The organism is Novosphingobium sp. FG90 (assembly GCF_057808725.1).
Window position 1 is genome coordinate 283,454 of record NZ_JBMDIO010000004.1, and the last position, 15,393, is coordinate 298,846.

At 65.5% G+C, this 15,393-nt stretch carries 13 protein-coding genes and 1 tRNA gene; 8 read left to right on the forward strand and 6 right to left on the reverse strand.

The features are described 5' to 3' along the window. Positions 1-108 precede the first annotated feature (108 nt). Positions 109-1,062 (forward strand): N-formylglutamate amidohydrolase, encoded by a 954-nt coding sequence (locus ACODRZ_RS06095; RefSeq protein ID WP_488969727.1) that lies wholly within the window; start codon positions 109-111, stop codon positions 1,060-1,062. Positions 1,063-1,343: 281 nt separating this feature from the next. Here the strand turns inward: ACODRZ_RS06095 and ACODRZ_RS06100 are convergent, their stop codons facing one another. Next, positions 1,344-2,156, reverse strand: a complete 813-nt coding sequence (locus ACODRZ_RS06100; RefSeq protein ID WP_488969726.1) for a SapC family protein — start codon at positions 2,154-2,156, stop codon at positions 1,344-1,346. A gap of 124 nt (positions 2,157-2,280) precedes the next feature. After that, entirely contained in the window at positions 2,281-3,738 is a 1,458-nt protein-coding gene (locus ACODRZ_RS06105) for an FAD-binding oxidoreductase (RefSeq protein ID WP_488969725.1), read from the reverse strand. Between the two features lie 142 nt (positions 3,739-3,880). On the opposite strand from ACODRZ_RS06105, the gene ACODRZ_RS06110 reads away from it, so the two are divergent. Then, entirely contained in the window at positions 3,881-4,462 is a 582-nt protein-coding gene (locus tag ACODRZ_RS06110) for a hypothetical protein (RefSeq protein WP_488969724.1), read from the forward strand. A 200-nt stretch (positions 4,463-4,662) separates the two neighbouring features. After that, positions 4,663-6,045 carry a DEAD/DEAH box helicase gene (locus ACODRZ_RS06115; protein WP_488969723.1) on the forward strand — a complete coding sequence of 461 codons (1,383 nt, stop codon included), beginning with the start codon at positions 4,663-4,665 and terminating at the stop codon, positions 6,043-6,045. Between the two features lie 86 nt (positions 6,046-6,131). On the opposite strand, the gene ACODRZ_RS06120 is transcribed toward ACODRZ_RS06115, so the two are convergent. Continuing rightward, a complete protein-coding gene (locus tag ACODRZ_RS06120) occupies positions 6,132-7,208 on the reverse strand; it encodes a choice-of-anchor A family protein (RefSeq protein WP_488969957.1) in 1,077 nt (358 codons plus the stop codon). Positions 7,209-7,410: 202 nt separating this feature from the next. Beyond that, positions 7,411-7,941: a peptide-methionine (S)-S-oxide reductase MsrA gene (gene msrA, locus ACODRZ_RS06125; RefSeq protein ID WP_488969722.1), complete on the reverse strand. Its 531-nt coding sequence runs from the start codon at positions 7,939-7,941 to the stop codon at positions 7,411-7,413. 136 nt (positions 7,942-8,077) lie between these two features. Between msrA and ACODRZ_RS06130 the strand changes: the two genes are divergently transcribed. From ACODRZ_RS06130 to ACODRZ_RS06145, 4 genes are all read left to right on the forward strand, one after another. Further along, a complete protein-coding gene (locus ACODRZ_RS06130) occupies positions 8,078-8,938 on the forward strand; it encodes a class I SAM-dependent methyltransferase (RefSeq protein WP_488969721.1) in 861 nt (286 codons plus the stop codon). Between the two features lie 48 nt (positions 8,939-8,986). Then, positions 8,987-9,868, forward strand: coding sequence for an N-carbamoylputrescine amidase (gene aguB, locus ACODRZ_RS06135; protein WP_488969720.1), 882 nt, complete (start codon positions 8,987-8,989; stop codon positions 9,866-9,868). Positions 9,869-9,887: 19 nt separating this feature from the next. Continuing rightward, positions 9,888-10,385 carry a 2-amino-4-hydroxy-6-hydroxymethyldihydropteridine diphosphokinase gene (folK, locus tag ACODRZ_RS06140; protein WP_488969719.1) on the forward strand — a complete coding sequence of 166 codons (498 nt, stop codon included), beginning with the start codon at positions 9,888-9,890 and terminating at the stop codon, positions 10,383-10,385. A 28-nt stretch (positions 10,386-10,413) separates the two neighbouring features. Next, a tRNA-Lys gene (locus ACODRZ_RS06145) sits at positions 10,414-10,489 on the forward strand. 109 nt (positions 10,490-10,598) lie between these two features. Here the strand turns inward: ACODRZ_RS06145 and ACODRZ_RS06150 are convergent. Together ACODRZ_RS06150 and ACODRZ_RS06155 are read right to left on the reverse strand one after the other, a co-directional pair. Beyond that, a complete protein-coding gene (locus ACODRZ_RS06150) occupies positions 10,599-12,038 on the reverse strand; it encodes an aromatic ring-hydroxylating oxygenase subunit alpha (protein WP_488969718.1) in 1,440 nt (479 codons plus the stop codon). A 247-nt stretch (positions 12,039-12,285) separates the two neighbouring features. Then, positions 12,286-14,571, reverse strand: coding sequence for an ATP-dependent helicase (locus ACODRZ_RS06155; protein ID WP_488969717.1), 2,286 nt, complete (start codon positions 14,569-14,571; stop codon positions 12,286-12,288). Between the two features lie 117 nt (positions 14,572-14,688). Between ACODRZ_RS06155 and ACODRZ_RS06160 the strand changes: the two genes are divergently transcribed. Continuing rightward, on the forward strand, positions 14,689-15,330 hold the full coding sequence (locus ACODRZ_RS06160) for a hypothetical protein (protein WP_488969716.1): 642 nt from the start codon (positions 14,689-14,691) through the stop codon (positions 15,328-15,330). Positions 15,331-15,393: the final 63 nt, after the last annotated feature.

Consider the following 15,393-nt stretch of genomic DNA (forward strand, 5'->3'; position numbering starts at 1 on the left):
CATACAGGGCAACCGTTTATATTTCTTGTCCCCATTCGGAGGTGACCGGTATCGGGACGCTTTGACAGGACGGTATGAAACGCACAGCTTGGAAGGATGATCGGGCCGTTGGGTGAGAATGATTCGCAGACCGGGGACATGGGGGAGGGCGGCGGCCGGATTCCCGGCGCTCCGGGAGTTCCGGCGTTCCATCTTGCCGGGCCGAACCCTTCCGCGATCCCTGTCCTGATCGCTGCGCCCCACGGCGGGCGGCACTATCCGCGGGCATTATTGGCTGACTTTCGCCACGGCGCGACGGCGGCGATCAGGCTCGAGGATCGTTATATCGACGTCGTGGCGCACGGCATTGCACAGGCGACCGGGGCGGGCCTGATCGTGGCTAATGCCCCGCGCGCGATGATCGACCTCAATCGCGCGCCGGATGACATCGACTGGGATATGTTCCAGCGCGAGGCTCGGCCGGCGCAGGGCGTGCCTGCCCAGAGCCGACGTGTTCGCGGTGGGCTCGGCCTCATTCCCCGGCGATTGCCGATGCTGGGCGAACTGTGGCGGCGACGACTGGGCGCAAGCGATCTGGCCGAGCGCATCGCCGGGGTTCATGAGCCCTATCATGCCGCCATCGCGCAGGCTCTGTCGCGACTGCGGGAGCGGTGGGGGGCGGCGTTACTGATCGATCTGCACTCGATGCCCCCGCTGCCGACGCGGCCGGGCGTGGCCAGTGCGCAGATCGTCATCGGCGATCGCTTCGGTGCGAGCAGCCATGGCAGCGTCGTCGCTTCCGCTTTCGCGCATTTCGCGCAAGTTGGACGCGAGGCGGCGCACAACCGGCCATACGCCGGCGGCTATGTGCTGGAGCGCCACGCTGATCCGCGCAGCGGCATCCACGCGCTGCAGATCGAAGTCGATCGCAGCCGCTATCTCGATTCGGCGATGGTCGAACCGGCAACGGAAATGGCGGGGATGATCGCGGATCTGGCAGCGCTGGTGCGCCGTCTGGGGAGTATCGTCGCGGAACTGGGCCGCGAAGGGGGCGCTCAGGACTGGTCGCTGGCCGCGGAATAGATCGCCGAAAGCCGAGGGATGCCGCAGGTATTAAAAAACCACCTCGTGCGATGCACGAGGTGGCCAAGGTTCAGGGAGGAGGTCCACGATGTGCACCAAACCCGAACGGGCCATGAGGGTAGCGCCGGCCGGGCAAGACCTACATAGGCTTACCCAATTCGACATTCAAGCGATTCGTGAAGCAGGACCCATAAGAAATGTCCAGCGAACTATCCGTCACGCTAATCGAATGGGGCAGGAGTGTGACAAAAGTGTCATAACGCCCGCCCCACGAAGGTGAATCAGGCGTTCACGTCATCTGCAACGTCACCCGGGACCGGGGCCGCCGGCGGCGTGAAGTTGGGCACCTTGCCCTGCGATGCCTGGCGGCCGAAGATGTCGCGGACCAGTTCCAGCGAGAACAAGTGCGCGTAGATCAGGCCGAGCAGGCCGTTCTGGTTCCACTGGCGAAGGACGTCGCCGCGCACTTCGCGCAGCTTGTTCTCGTCGACCATCTGGAAGCCGCGGTAGTTGAAGGGCTGGGCTGCGCCCACGTCGATGTTCAACTCGCCGTCCATCAGCAGCTTGTGCTTCTCGAGTTCGGCCATGAACTGCGCGGTCTTGTTGCCGGCAATCTCGAAGTTCTCGCAGAACTTGAGCATGTTCGTGGTGGCCTCGCTCGCCTGGCCTTCGTCGTTGAACAGGCGCTCGCCCTCCTCGATCTCGCCAACGAGGTCGCTCGACGGATCGACGCAGAGCGAAAGCTCGTCCGAATCAGGGCGCAGCTTGGCCAGCATGAACGGATAGCGACGGACGTAGGCCGGGATGTAGACCGGGGTGTTCACGGTGCCGTCTTCATCGACGAACACGTTGGTGCCCTCGTTCATGCCCATCAGCACCAGAGGAATCGGGTTCTCGCCGGCGGTGAAGATGATCGGGAAGTTGCGCTGGGCCTGCGGGAATTCCTCAACCGTCAGCGGCACCGAGTTGATGCCGGCGAGCCAGGTGGCCTTGTCGGTCGAACGGGTCTTCCAGTTGGCGTGCTGCTGCGAATTGAGCGGGATGAGGTCCTTGTAGAACAAGGGCAGTGCAGGATTCTGAGGCACGCTGGCCATGGGTACTCTCCGCGAGGGGTTGGTCAGTCTTGGAAGGGCGTGGCTTTAGAGGCTGCGCGGCGGCCGCGCAAGCGCGAGACCTGCCCATATCCGGCGATTCGACATGGGCTGCAGCCCTGCCGCGTCAGATCAGCTTGCCGGGGTTGAGCAGGCCCCTGGGATCGAGCGCCCGCTTGACCGCGCGCAGCATCGAGAGCGCCACCGGATCGCCGAGCCGGGCCAGTTCGTTGCGCTTGAGCTGGCCGATCCCGTGCTCGGCCGAGATCGATCCGCCCCATTCGGTGACGAGATCGTGGACCCGGCGGCTGATAGCCTTGCCTTCATTGGCGTTCCAGGCGCGGGCGTCGGAGGCATTCGGCGCGATGACGTGGTAATGCACGTTGCCGTCGCCGAGGTGTCCGAAGGCGATCGCCTCGGTGCCGGGGAACTCGGCTTCCAGCATCGGCGCGGTGGTCTCGACGAAGGCGGGCATCGCCTCCACCGGCACCGAGATGTCGTGCTGGACCGCCGGGCCGCGCGCGCGCTCGGCGGGGGGAACGGTCTCGCGGATCAGCCAGAACGCCTCGGCCTGCGATTCGCTGACGGAGAGGGCGGCGTCTTCGACGAGGTCCTTCTCGAAGGCTTCGGCCATCATCGCCTCGCAGCGATCACGCAGGGTGTCCGACTGCGCGCGGTCGGCGACGACCTCGATCAGGACGTGCCAGGCATGGCGGCCTTCCAGCGGCGGGCGGGCGGTGGGCAGATGCTCGACGACGGCGTCGATGCTCGCCTGGGGCATGACCTCGAAGCCCTCCAGGGCCTCGCCCTCCATCGCGTCGCAGTGAAGCAGCAGTGCGCGGGCGGCGGGGAGGGAGGATACGCCGGCCCAGATCACGATCCGCTCGGCGACGGCGGGAAGCAGGCGCAGCGTCGCGCCGGTGACGATGCCGAGCGTGCCCTCCGATCCGATCAGCAACTGCTTGAGGTCGAAGCCCCGGTTGTCCTTCTTGAGCGGGGTGAGCTGGGAAAAGACCTGTCCATCGGCGAGCACCGCCTCCAGCCCCAGCACCAGCGCGCGCATCGATCCGTGGCGGAGCACCTGCGAGCCGCCCGCGTTGGTCGAGATCAGCCCGCCGACCGTCGCCGAACCCTTGCCGCCCAGCGTCAGCGGAAAGCGCAGGTCCTGCGCCTCGGCTGCTGCGTGGAGGGTCTGGAGGATCACGCCTGCCTCGCAGGTCGCGCGGCCCGATTCGACGTCGATCGCCCGGATCGCGTTCATGCGTCGCAGCGAGAGGAGCAGCGTCGTTCCGCTCTCATCCGGAGTGGCGCCGCCGGACATGCCGGAATTGCCGCCCTGGGGGACGATCGGCACGCCATGCGTGGCGCAGAGGCGCACCAGAGCGGAAACCTCGTCGACATTGGCGGGCGAGGCGAGGGCGCAGGCCCGGCCGGTGAAGCGGCCGCGCCAGTCGGTGAGCCAGGGCGATACGAGCTCCGGGTCGGTCGTCAGGCCGCGCGGGCCGAGCAAAGCCGCAGCCTCTTCAAGGAAGCGGTCATGGTCAAGAGGCGGTGCGGTGTCGTTCATCCCGGCGATATGGCACATGCTGCAGGTGGTTTCACCATCACCGCGCGATAAATGCGGAAGCGGGCCGGCGGGGAAGTTAAGCGTCGGTTCAAGCTCTTGCCGTAAGGCGGACATGTCGGCATCGCTATGCGGCGTCGATTCCGGGAATACGAAAGACGACATGAGTTTTGCCTCCGCCCTGCTCTATCCGTTCCTGCTGCTGCTGCCCGCGGCAGGGGGGGGTGACGGCGCGCCGCGTGCGGAGGATGTAGGCGCGGGACCTGTCGAGGCAGCACTCTGGCCGTCGGCGGATGTCGTGCCGCTGGTTCCCGAGGCGCCGTTCGCGATCAGTCTGCTGCCCGAAGTCGCCCCCCAGGATGCCTGGCAGGTGCGGATCGAACAGCGCATGACGATCCGGATCTCCCCGCGCTCTTCCGTGCCGATGCCCGACATGTTCTTCGGTATGCCGGCCGACGGCGGAGCGGAATTCATAGAGCGCAAGATGGGCAATTGCCTGCCGGCCTCCGGTATCGTCAGCGTTCGTCCGGATCGCGGCAACCGGCTGCTGCTGTTCATGCGCGACCGCAAGGTGGTCAGCGCGGAACTCGCCCGGTCGTGCCGGGCGCGCGATTTCTACTCGGGCTTCCTGATCGAGCGGAACGAGGACGGGCGGCTCTGCGTCGATCGCGATACGCTGTTGTCGCGCAGCGGGATGAGCTGCACGCTGACCCGCATCAGGCAGCTGGTTGAGCCCGACCACTAGGAACCGGTCGGGCACGGGCAGGACCTTTCCGACCGGCCCTCGCGGCGCAACTCGCGCTCCTGAGCGGATTTCCTTGACTTTCCCGCCTTTTTCCGCAAATGGCCCGCTGTCGCGCGGCAGGCGTCGCGGGTGGCGTTTTGTTCCGCCCCGGCCTCATGCCGCCGCCTTACATGAAATTTTTCCGGAAAAACCAAACGCCTATGAGCTTTGCCGATCTCGGCCTGTCTGACGAATTGCTGCAAGCGGTGGAGGCTGCGGGCTATACCGAGCCGACTCCGATCCAGGCACAGACGATCCCCCCGGTCCTGATGATGAAGGATCTGATCGGCATCGCCCAGACCGGCACCGGCAAGACCGCTGCCTTCGTGCTGCCGATGATCGACATCCTCGGCCATGGTCGCCGCCGCGCGCTGATGCCGCGCTCGCTGATCCTCGAACCGACGCGCGAGCTTGCCGCGCAGGTGGCCGAGAACTTCGAGAAGTACGGCAAGAATCACGATCTGAAGATGGCGCTGCTGATCGGCGGCGTGCAGATGGGCGACCAGCTCAAGGCGCTGTCCGCCGGTGTCGATGTGCTGATCGCCACGCCGGGCCGCCTGATGGACCTGTTCGAGCGTGGCAAGATCATGCTGACGGGCTGCGAACTGCTCGTCATCGACGAAGCCGACCGCATGCTCGACATGGGCTTCATCCCGGACATCGAGACGATCTGCTCGAAGCTGCCCGCCAATCGCCAGACGCTGCTGTTCTCCGCGACGATGCCGCCGGTGATCAAGAAGCTGGCCGACCGCTTCCTGACGAACCCCAAGTACGTCGAAGTGGCGCGCCCCGCCTCGACCAACCTGAACATCGCCCAGCACAAGGTCATGGTGCCCGCCCGCAAGAAGCGCGAGGCGCTGCGCCAGATCCTGCGTTCGGACAATGTGACCTCGGCGATCGTCTTCGCCAACCGCAAGACGACCGTGCGCGAACTGGCCAAGAGCCTGAAGAGCCACGGCTTCTCGGCCGGCGAAATCCATGGTGACATGGACCAGTCCGCACGCAACGCCGAACTGGAGCGCTTCAAGGCGGGCGACATCAGCGTATTGTGTGCCTCGGACGTCGCCGCGCGCGGCCTCGACGTGAAGGGCGTGAGCCACGTCTTCAACTTCGACACGCCCTGGCACCCGGACGACTACGTCCACCGCATCGGCCGCACCGGTCGTGGCGGCGCGACGGGCCGTGCCTTCACGTTCGTCGCTCCCGAGGATGCCGAGGCGATCGGCAATGTCGAGAAGCTGACGGGTGGTCCGATTCCGCTCTACCAGCTGAACGGCGAAGGCGAGAGCGAAGCGGCGGAGGACAAGCCCGTCCGTGCCGCCCGTTCGTCCCGCTCGGCCAAGCCGGCAAGGGAAGAGCAACCCGCGCGCGAGGAGCAGCCGAAGCGCGAACCCCGTGCAGAGCGTGAACCGCGTGCGCCGCGCCGTGAGCCCAAGGTGGAGGAACCGCGCCGCAGCCGTCGCCGCGAGCCCGCCGAGGCGCAGGACGATGGCAGCTGGAATGGTCCGGTGCCGAACTTCCTGGGCGTTTCGGCGCTGAACTGAAGAGCGCCGCTCCGTCTCGGTGGTGATTTGATCCAAAAGAAAAAGGCAGGGGTTGCCCCCTGCCTTTTTCTTTTTGTGTTTGCGGTTCAGGCCGCGCTGGCGCGGCGGCGACGCCAGTACATAAGGCCGCCCACCGCTGCGGCGAGCATGCCGAGCATTCCGGGCTCGGGCACTTCGGTGCCGCCCGAGGACGAGGAGGATGACGAAGACCCCTCGCCGGGAGTGCCCGGGTCGGTCGGGGTCGGCGTGTAGTTGCCGGTGTAGGTGCCGACGTGCATCTCGCCGTTCTGCACGAGACTTCCGAACACAGCCGAGCCCTGGATGTAGTTTCCGGTCGTCGCGGCCGCTCCGGGCGCCAGCACTGAGCCGCCCCATGCCGTAGTCAGCGACAGGTCCTTGGCTTCGTAGAAGTTCCAGACCACGTGCTCGCCGAGGTTCTGCGTGCCGCCGAGAAAGTTGTCGTTCAGCGTGATTGAACCGCCCGAGACGTTGACGATCGCGGTGTCGGCGCCGTTGAGATTGAACTGGATCTCGCCGATCTTGTCGAGGTCTGCCGCCGAGATGTTGAACACCGCAACGCCGTTCGCACCGGGCTGGGCATCGAAAGTCCCGCGATTGCCGCTGATCGACAGCTGGCTGTTCGCCGTCTGCGTGCTCATGTCGTGGCTGAGGCCGGTCATCGAGGTCTCGATGAGGCTCGCCTGCTGCGTCAGGTTCTGGCTGAACGACGGATCGCCCGAGGCGAGGCCCGAAGTCACCGTATTGTTGTTCACGTTGGTGTTGCTGATCGTCCCGCCGACCAGCACCGTCTGCGCCGCGCCGTTGAGATTGAGGCCGCTGTTGACGTTGCCGCCGACCACCGCACCTGAACCGTTGTTCAGGTTCTTCGCGCCGCCATTGACGTCGCCCACTACGGTCAGGCCCGGGGTGCCCGTGCTCGACGCCGGAATGGCCTGGATCTGGTAGTTCGACGAATTGCCGTTGAGGTCTCCGCCGACGAACGTGCGCCCCTCGACTTCCGAGGACGACGTGAGATCGCCCAGCACCACGAGGTTCCAGGTCTTGAGGACGTCGATCCCTGCGATCATGCCGGAATCGGCAAGCAGGGGGGTGGCCGACAAGGCAGCGGCCATGGCGGCCAGCGAAAGCGAAACGGTACGGATGGAAGCCACGGCGTGTGTCCCGAAATGGCGTGAGTGACGACCGGGACCAGTATATTTACTTGGGGTTTTGGAAAGCGCGGGTTTTGCACTGTCCCTTGGTGGAACAGGGAGTGGCGATTACTCGAGAATTTACGAAATTTGAAGAATTGGCCCGGGAATCGATCCACCCCCTTCCTCGAAAAGAAGAGGGTGGTCCGTCAGGTCAGGCCTTGACCTTGTTCTGGAAGCTCTTGCGCAGCTTCATCAGCTTGGGCGGAATGACTGCAAGGCAATAGGGATTGCGCTGGCCTTCGCCGTCCCAGTATTCCTGATGGTAGTCTTCGGCCGAATACCACGGGGCAGGGCCTTCGATCGTGGTGACCGCCTTCTCGCCCGGGTGCTCCGCGTCCCAGCGCGTGATCGCGGCCGAGGCTTCCACGGCCTGCGCATCGTCCAGCGGGAAGATCGCCGAGCGGTACTGCGTGCCGATGTCGTTGCCCTGACGGTTCAGCTGCGTCGGATCGTGCGTGCCGAGGAACACGTCGAGCATTTCGGCGTAGGAGATCACCGCAGGATCGTAGGTGACCCTGATGCCCTCCGCATGCCCGGTCGTGCCGGAGCAGACCGCCTTGTAGGTGGGGTTCTCGACCTCACCGCCGATATAGCCGCTTTCCACGGTGCTTACGCCCACCACGTCGCGGAATACCGCTTCGGTGCACCAGAAGCACCCGCCAGCCACGATTGCCGTTTCCATCTTCGTCACATGTCCTCAAGTCGAAAGGATTGGCCGCTAGATAGGTACGCGGTGCCCGCTTGTCATTGGCCTCCTTGTCATTGGCCTGTTGTCGGCTAGTCTCGGCGCCGCTTCAAATCCACGTGGAGAGAACCCGATGCGCCGCGCCCTGCTGACCCTGTCTTCGCTCCTCGGCCTCGTCGCCGCTCCGCTCTCCGTTCAGGCTGCCGAGAAGGAAACCAAAGTCGAAGCCTGCAAGGGCTGCGAGGCGCTGCTCGAACTCGCCGCCGCCAGCCCGCTGCGCAAGGACGACCGCGCCCGCGACGCCGCGCGCCATCCGGTCGAGACGCTGTCGTTCTTCCGCGTCGGCCCGCAGATGAAAGTCGGCGAATATGCGCCGGGCGGGGAATGGTACTCGCGCTTCCTCGGCCTCTACCTCGGCCAGCAGGGGCATCTGGTGGGGCTCTATTTCGATCCTACCAGCGGCGCCTTCAAGGCGGACCGGCAGGACGGTATCCGCAAGGCCGCCGCCGCCTATCCCGCCGACGTCGCCAAGTTCACCGGCATGCCGGCGGACAAGTTCGCCGCCTATACCCTCGACGCGGTGCCGGAAGCCGAGAAGGGCACCTTCGACGTCATCGTCATCCCGCGCATGATGCACAACCTGTTCAACTGGAACATCGCCGACAGCGAAATCAAGGCGATGCGCGGGTTGCTCAAGCCCGGCGGCCTCGTCGGCATCGAGCAGCACCGCGCCAAGGCCGATGCGCCTTATTCCTATGCCGACGGCTCGAAGGGCTATCTGCGCGAGGCGGACGTGATCCGCTTCATGGAAGTCAACGGCTTCGACCTCGTCGGCAAGTCGGAGATCAGCGCCAACTCCAAGGATACCGCGAACTGGCCCGACGGCGTCTGGACGCTGCCGCCGACTTACGCGCTCAAGGACCAGGACAAGGCCAAGTACCAGGCCATCGGCGAAAGCGACCGCATGACCCTGCTGTTTCGCAAGCGTGACTAAGGCGGCCCACTCTGGACTTCATGCGGCCCAGTCCATAACTGGGGCCGCATGACCCGCCAGATCCCCCCCCGTCAACTGACCGTCGCCGCCCTGCAACTCGCCCTCGGCTCCGCCGACGAGGCCGAGAACATCGCCGCCGTCTCCGCACTGGTGGAGGAAGCGGCCGGGAAGGGCGCGCAGGTCGTGCTGCCGCCCGAGCTGTTCTCCGGTCCCTACTTCTGCAAGACCGAGGACGAGGCGCTGTTCGCGCTTGCCCGCCCGACGCTGGAACACCCCTCGGTCATCGCCATGAAGGCGCTGGCGGCGAAGCTGAAGGTGGCGATCCCAACCAGCTTCTTCGAGCGCGACGGGCATCACTATTACAACACGCTCGCGATGATCGGCGCCGATGGCGAGATCATGGGTACTTACCGCAAGAGCCACATTCCCGATGGCCCGGGCTACGAGGAAAAATACTACTTCCGCCCCGGCAACGACGGTTTCAAGGTCTGGGACGTGTTTGGCGCCCGCATCGGCATCGGCGTATGCTGGGACCAGTGGTATCCCGAATGCGCGCGCGTGATGGCGCTGATGGGCGCGGAACTGCTGTTCTACCCCACCGCGATCGGCTCGGAGCCTTACGACGCCACGCTCGACACCAGCCGCATGTGGCGCCGGGCGATGGTCGGGCATTCGGTGTCCAACTGCATGCCGGTGATCGCCGCCAACCGCATCGGCGCCGAAACCGAGTGCGGCAGCGCGCAGACCTTCTATGGCCATTCCTTCATCACCGACGAATGGGGTGACTACGTGGCCGAGTTCGGGCGCGAGGAAACCGGCGTTCTCGTTTCCACGCTGGACCTCGACCGCGCGGCGACGCATCGTGCGGGCATGGGCTTCTTCCGCGATCGGCGGCCGCAGCTTTACACGCGCGTCGCGCAGGATATCTGAAAGGGTAAGGGGGGCGTAGATGGGCAAGCATCGCTATCTGGTGGCGCTGGGGTCCAACATGCGCCACCACCGCCACGGATCGCCGCGGAAGGTTCTGGGCGCCGCGCTGAAGGCGCTCGACCATGGCAAGCTGGAACTGCTCGCCGCCTCGCCGGTGATCGAGAGCGCGCCGCTCGGCCCCTCGCGCCGCCGCTATGCCAATGCTGTGGCATTGGTGCGTTCGAAGCGCGAGCCTGACGAAGTTCTCCACAAGCTACAGAAGATCGAGCACAAGTTCGGCCGCCGCCGCATGGGCAAGGCGTGGCAGGCGCGCGTGCTCGACCTCGACATCGTGTTGTGGAACGGCGGTGCATATGGTGCCGACGACCTCGTGATTCCCCATCCCGCCTTTCGCGAACGACGCTTCGTGCTCGACCCGGCGGCGAAGATCGCGGGCCGCTGGCGCGATCCCTTGACCGGCTTCAGCATCGGACAGTTGCGTGCCCGCTTGACCAAGGCGCGCATGGCCCCTAGGTGACCCCGACCGTCACGGTATGCTTCAGTGGGGGCCCGTAGCTCAGTAGGTAGAGCAGCTGACTTTTAATCAGCGGGTCACAGGTTCGAATCCTGTCGGGCTCACCATCTTTCGCGCATCGTGACATGAAAAAGGCCCCGCAGGTTCCGCCTGCGGGGCCTTTTTGCGTTCCCACTATTCGAGAAGGGGCTGATCGCTTGCTTTTCAGCTCCGGAATCAGAACCCCAGGTCCTCGATCTTCCCGTCGAAGTTGCCGCCCAGCTTGTTGTTTGCCGCCGCCAGCTTCTCGCCCGGCACGCCGGCGAGGTAGCCGTCGATGATGCGCTGGTAATTGCTGATCAGGCCCTCGACGCGGCTGGAGAGGCGCATGAACTCGAAGCCCGAGGCGTGCAGGCCCTTTTGCTGAAGCGGGATGTTCGAGTAGTCCTGCCGCGGGATCGGCGGGAAGTCCTGGCTGTCGTAAGGCAGCACGGTGGGCTCCATGACCGGCTCGGGTTCTTGTCCTTCGGGGAAGAAGGTGAGCGACCACAGTTCGAAGAAACAGCTTTCCGGCCCCAGCGGACGGATGCGGTAGGCCGACATCGAGCTGAAGTAGGGCAGCAGGAAGTAGTTCGGGAACAGGAACTCCACCGCGTTGATCGGATCGGTCTGCGCCACCGAGATCAGATCGGGAATCGGCTCTCCGCGCTCTTTAAGCTGGGCCGAAACCTGGTGCATGACCATGCCCAGCCACATCATCATGGCCTGGCTCTTGTCTTCCGGCAGTCCCTGCGTGGCGTGCTGGAGCGACTTTGCAATGGCCACTTCCTTCTCGTGGAGCATACCGGCCATGCCTTCGCTGAGCAGTTCCATGTTCTGAATCTGCGCGGCGATGTTCTCCTCGATGGTGAGCGCTGGGTCGGCCAGCATCGGGTGACGGTCGGGATTGTCGGCCATCGCGTACATCGAATCGTACATCGTCGGCACCGCGTGCTGCAGCTGCGGGTGCGTCTGCATGACGTGGTAGCCTTCCATGAACGCTTCCATCGCGATCTTCCAGTTGGCCGGAAGCACGGTGCCATAACACCATTCCGCGCGCAGCTTGTGGAGGTTGTGCGCCTCCAGCCGCTCCGCCACCGGGCCGAGGCTCTCGCGCACCGAGGGGGCATCGTCATCGTGGTTGATCCACACGCAGCCGCCGAACACTTCGGCGCGGCAGGGGATGAGGTTGATGTCGTCCTCGTCCATCTGGCGCTCCGAGAACAGGTGCTTGCCGTAGACGAGGGTGTTTTCGCCATCCATGTTCCAGCGCCAGCCGTGGAAAGGGCAGACAAAGCCCGATTTGGCGCAGTTGCCGTGGGCCGTCGCGTGCGAGGAGCCCAGCGGCGAGCCACCCGCGAAAGGCACGCCGCGGTGGCGGCAGGCGTTGTTGAAGGCCTTCACGCCGGTGCTGGTGCGCACGACGATGACCGACTTGCCGACGTTCTCGTACTCGATCCAGTCGCCGATCTCGGGAATCTGCTCCTCGCGGCAGGCCATCTGCCAGGCGTGGGGCCACAAGTGGTCCAGCTCGGCCTGGTAGAATTCAGGGTCGTAGTAGCGCTTGACCGGGATGCGTTCGGGATCGTCGATCGGGAACGGCACCGGCCGCAGGCCGCCGTCTGCTGATTTGAGCACTTCCCAATACCTCTCGCTGTTACTTTCGTTCGTATTGAACCAGTGTATAGCGTGAGGAGCGGGAGGCAATCACCACCCGGGCAGCGGTGATCGCGGGCGCGGTAATTGCAGTTCCTCCCCGAGCTTGTCTCGGGGAGGTGGCAGCGCGTAGCGACTGACGGAGGGGGAATTGCGCCGCCTCTCCCCCTCCACCACCGCCTGCGGCGGCGGTCCCCCTCCCCGAGACGAGCTCGGGGAGGAATTTGTGTCAGGCCGGCTTCACGAAGCTGTCGAGCACGCGCTTGTTGCCGGCCTGCTCGAACTCGATCTCCAGCTTGTTGCCTTCCTGCGCCACCACCGCGCCGTAGCCGAACTTCTCGTGGAAGACGCGCGCGCCCACGGCGATGTCGGTGCGTGGCTTGGCGGCGAAGCTGGCGGCGGAGCGGGTGCTCTCCACCACGCGCTTGGGCGTCGCATCGTATTCCTTGGCCGCTGCCCTTTGCCAGCCGGGGCCGCGTGTGACGATCCGCGAGGGCTGCATCCGCGCCACGTCAGCGAAGGGATCGGCGTGCTCCGACCACTGCGCCCGCCACAGCGAGGCACCGCCCGAAAGCGTCGTCTCGCTATCGACATGCTCCTCGGGCAGTTCGGCGATGAAGCGCGAGGGGATCGAGCTGGTCCACTGGCCATAGATGCGCCGGTTCGCCGCATGCAGGATCGTGCACTTCTTCTTCGCCCGCGTGATCGCGACGTAGGCGAGGCGGCGCTCCTCTTCCAGACTGGCGAGGCCGCCCTCGTCGAGCGAGCGTTGCGAGGGGAACACGCCTTCCTCCCAGCCGGGCAGGAACACGTTGTCGAATTCCAGCCCCTTGGCGCCGTGCATGGTCATGATCGTGACCTTCTCCTCCTCGGCCGCGTTCTCGTTGTCCATGACGAGGCTGACGTGTTCGAGGAAGTCGCCCAGGCTGTCGTATTCCTCCATCGCGCGCGCAAGTTCGACGAGGTTTTCCAGCCGCCCGTTGGCCTCGGCGGTCTTCTCCGCCTGCAGCGCGTCGGTGTAGCCGCATTCGTCGAGCACGGTGCGCAAGAGGTCGGCAGGGCCTTCGGTGGCGGACAAGTCGCGCCAGCGCGCGAAGTCGCGCATCAGCGCGAGGAAGGTGTTGCGGGCGCGGGCGGGCAGTTCGTCGGTGTCGGCGATCTCGATCGCGGCGTTCGACAGCGGGATGCCGCGATTGCGGGCGAGGCGGTGCAGCGCTTCCAGCGCCTTGGCGCCGATGCCGCGCTTGGGGGCGTTGTAGATGCGCTCGAACGCGAGGTCGTCGGCGGGCTGGGCGATGACGCGCAGGTAAGCCAGCGCGTCGCGGATCTCGGCGCGCTCGTAGAAGCGGAAACCGCCGACGATGCGGTACTTCATGCCGATGGAGATGAAGCGGTCCTCGAACTCGCGCGTCTGGTACTGCGCGCGCACGAGGATGGCGATCTGGTCGAGCGGGGCGCCCTGACGCTCCAGCCGCTCGATCTCGTCACCGACGCGGCGGGCTTCCTCCGGCCCGTCCCAGACGCCGACGACCTGCACCTTGTCGCCCGCGTGGCGCTCGGTCCACAGGGTCTTGCCGAGGCGCTGGGTGTTCTCGTCGATCAGGCCTGAGGCGGCGGCGAGGATCTGCGGCGTGGAGCGGTAGTTCTGCTCCAGCTTGATGACCTTGGCGCCGGGGAAGTCCTTCTCGAAGCGCAGGATGTTGGCCACTTCGGCGCCGCGCCAGGAATAGATCGACTGGTCGTCGTCGCCCACCACGCAGATGTTCTGGCGGCCTTGCGCGATCAGGCGCAGCCACAGGTACTGGACCTGGTTAGTGTCCTGATATTCGTCCACCATGACGTATTTGAACCGGCTCTGATACTGCTCCAGCACGTCGCGATTGGTGCGCAGGATGTTCAGCATGTGCAGCAACAGGTCGCCGAAATCGCAGGCGTTCACTGCCTTCAGCCGGTCCTGATAGAGCCTGTAGAACTTCTGACCCTTGCCGTTGGCGTAGCTTTCGTTCTCGCCCGCGTCGAGGTCCTGCGGGTTGAGGCCGCGGTTCTTCCAGCGGTCGATGCAGCCCGCCAGCTGGCGCGCGGGCCAGCGCTTTTCGTCCAGCCCCTCGGCCTGGATCAGCTGCTTGAGCAGACGCAGCTGGTCGTCGGTGTCGATGATCGTGTAATTGCTCTGCAGGCCGACGAGTTCGGCATGGCGGCGCAGCATCTTGGCGGCGATCGCGTGGAAGGTGCCGAGCCAGGGCATGCCCTCCACCGCCGGGCCGATCAGGTGGCCGACCCGTTCGCGCATCTCCCGCGCCGCCTTGTTGGTGAAGGTGACGCACAGGATCTCGCTCGGCCATGCAAGGCGGCTGCGGACGAGGTGGGCGAGGCGGCGGGTCAGCGCGGCGGTCTTGCCGGTGCCCGCCCCCGCCAGCATCAGCACCGGGCCTTCGGTCGTCAGCACGGCCTCGCGCTGGGGATCGTTGAGGCCGTCGATCAGCGGATCAGAAGAGGGAGCTTGCAGATTGTTCACCGTGAACAACTAGGGAACGGCATGGCCCGGTGCAAGCCCGGTTCGTCGCAGCGGAGGAACAATTGCCGGTGCGCTTCGTCGTTCGATCAGAACGATGACATAAACGGAGAGTGAGAAATGCGTAAAGTTCTGCTCGCCGGCTCTGCTGCCCTCAGCCTGTTGGTGGTCCCCGCCGCCATCCATGCCCAGAGCGACCCTGCCGACCCCGCCGCTTCCTCAATGCCCGCCGCGCCGCCATCCGCTCCGGCTCCGGCCATGCCGCCTCCGGCCGCCTCCAGCGCGTCCGCGCCGACGCTCACGCCCGAGCAGCAGGCCACATACGACAGCTGGACCGCGGCGCAGAAGTCCGACTACGAGAGCTGGCCGAACGACTACAAGGTCTATTACTGGACGCTGAGCATGGATCAGCAGAAGGGCTATTGGGCGCTGACGGCCGACCAGCGCGGCCAGATCTACAAGATGACGCCTGAGCAGCGGCAGATGGCCTGGAACTCGGTGCTGCAGCAGCTCAAGGGCGAGACGCCATCGACGCCTCCGGGGCAGGCCAACCCTCCCGGACCGGGCGTGCCGACCGAGGGCGTCCCCGATCCGCAGAGTGCCGATCAGGCCGCGCGTCCGGCCATGCCTGCGGATGAGAACTATCAGGGCGGTCCATACAAGGGCGCGCTGACCCCGCCGCCTGCGACCGCGATGGACAAGGACTATCCGGTCTGCAGCAAGACGGTGACGGATGGTTGTCGCAATCGCGGGGGGAAGTAAGCGACGAAAATTCCTCCCCGAGCTTGTCTCGGGGAGGGGGACCGCCCGCGCAGCGGGTGGTGG

What these genes read in the sequence shown, in the direction of transcription:
- folK (WP_488969719.1), top strand. Translation starts at nt 9,888, where the DNA reads ATGGGCAAGCATCGCTATCTGGTGGCGCTGGGGTCCAACATGCGCCAC.
- ACODRZ_RS06110 (WP_488969724.1), top strand. Translation starts at nt 3,881, where the DNA reads ATGAGTTTTGCCTCCGCCCTGCTCTATCCGTTCCTGCTGCTGCTGCCC.
- ACODRZ_RS06100 (WP_488969726.1), bottom strand. Translation starts at nt 2,156, where the DNA reads ATGGCCAGCGTGCCTCAGAATCCTGCACTGCCCTTGTTCTACAAGGAC.
- ACODRZ_RS06160 (WP_488969716.1), top strand. Translation starts at nt 14,689, where the DNA reads ATGCGTAAAGTTCTGCTCGCCGGCTCTGCTGCCCTCAGCCTGTTGGTG.
- msrA (WP_488969722.1), bottom strand. Translation starts at nt 7,941, where the DNA reads ATGGAAACGGCAATCGTGGCTGGCGGGTGCTTCTGGTGCACCGAAGCG.
- ACODRZ_RS06115 (WP_488969723.1), top strand. Translation starts at nt 4,663, where the DNA reads ATGAGCTTTGCCGATCTCGGCCTGTCTGACGAATTGCTGCAAGCGGTG.
- ACODRZ_RS06105 (WP_488969725.1), bottom strand. Translation starts at nt 3,738, where the DNA reads ATGTGCCATATCGCCGGGATGAACGACACCGCACCGCCTCTTGACCAT.
- aguB (WP_488969720.1), top strand. Translation starts at nt 8,987, where the DNA reads ATGACCCGCCAGATCCCCCCCCGTCAACTGACCGTCGCCGCCCTGCAA.
- ACODRZ_RS06130 (WP_488969721.1), top strand. Translation starts at nt 8,078, where the DNA reads ATGCGCCGCGCCCTGCTGACCCTGTCTTCGCTCCTCGGCCTCGTCGCC.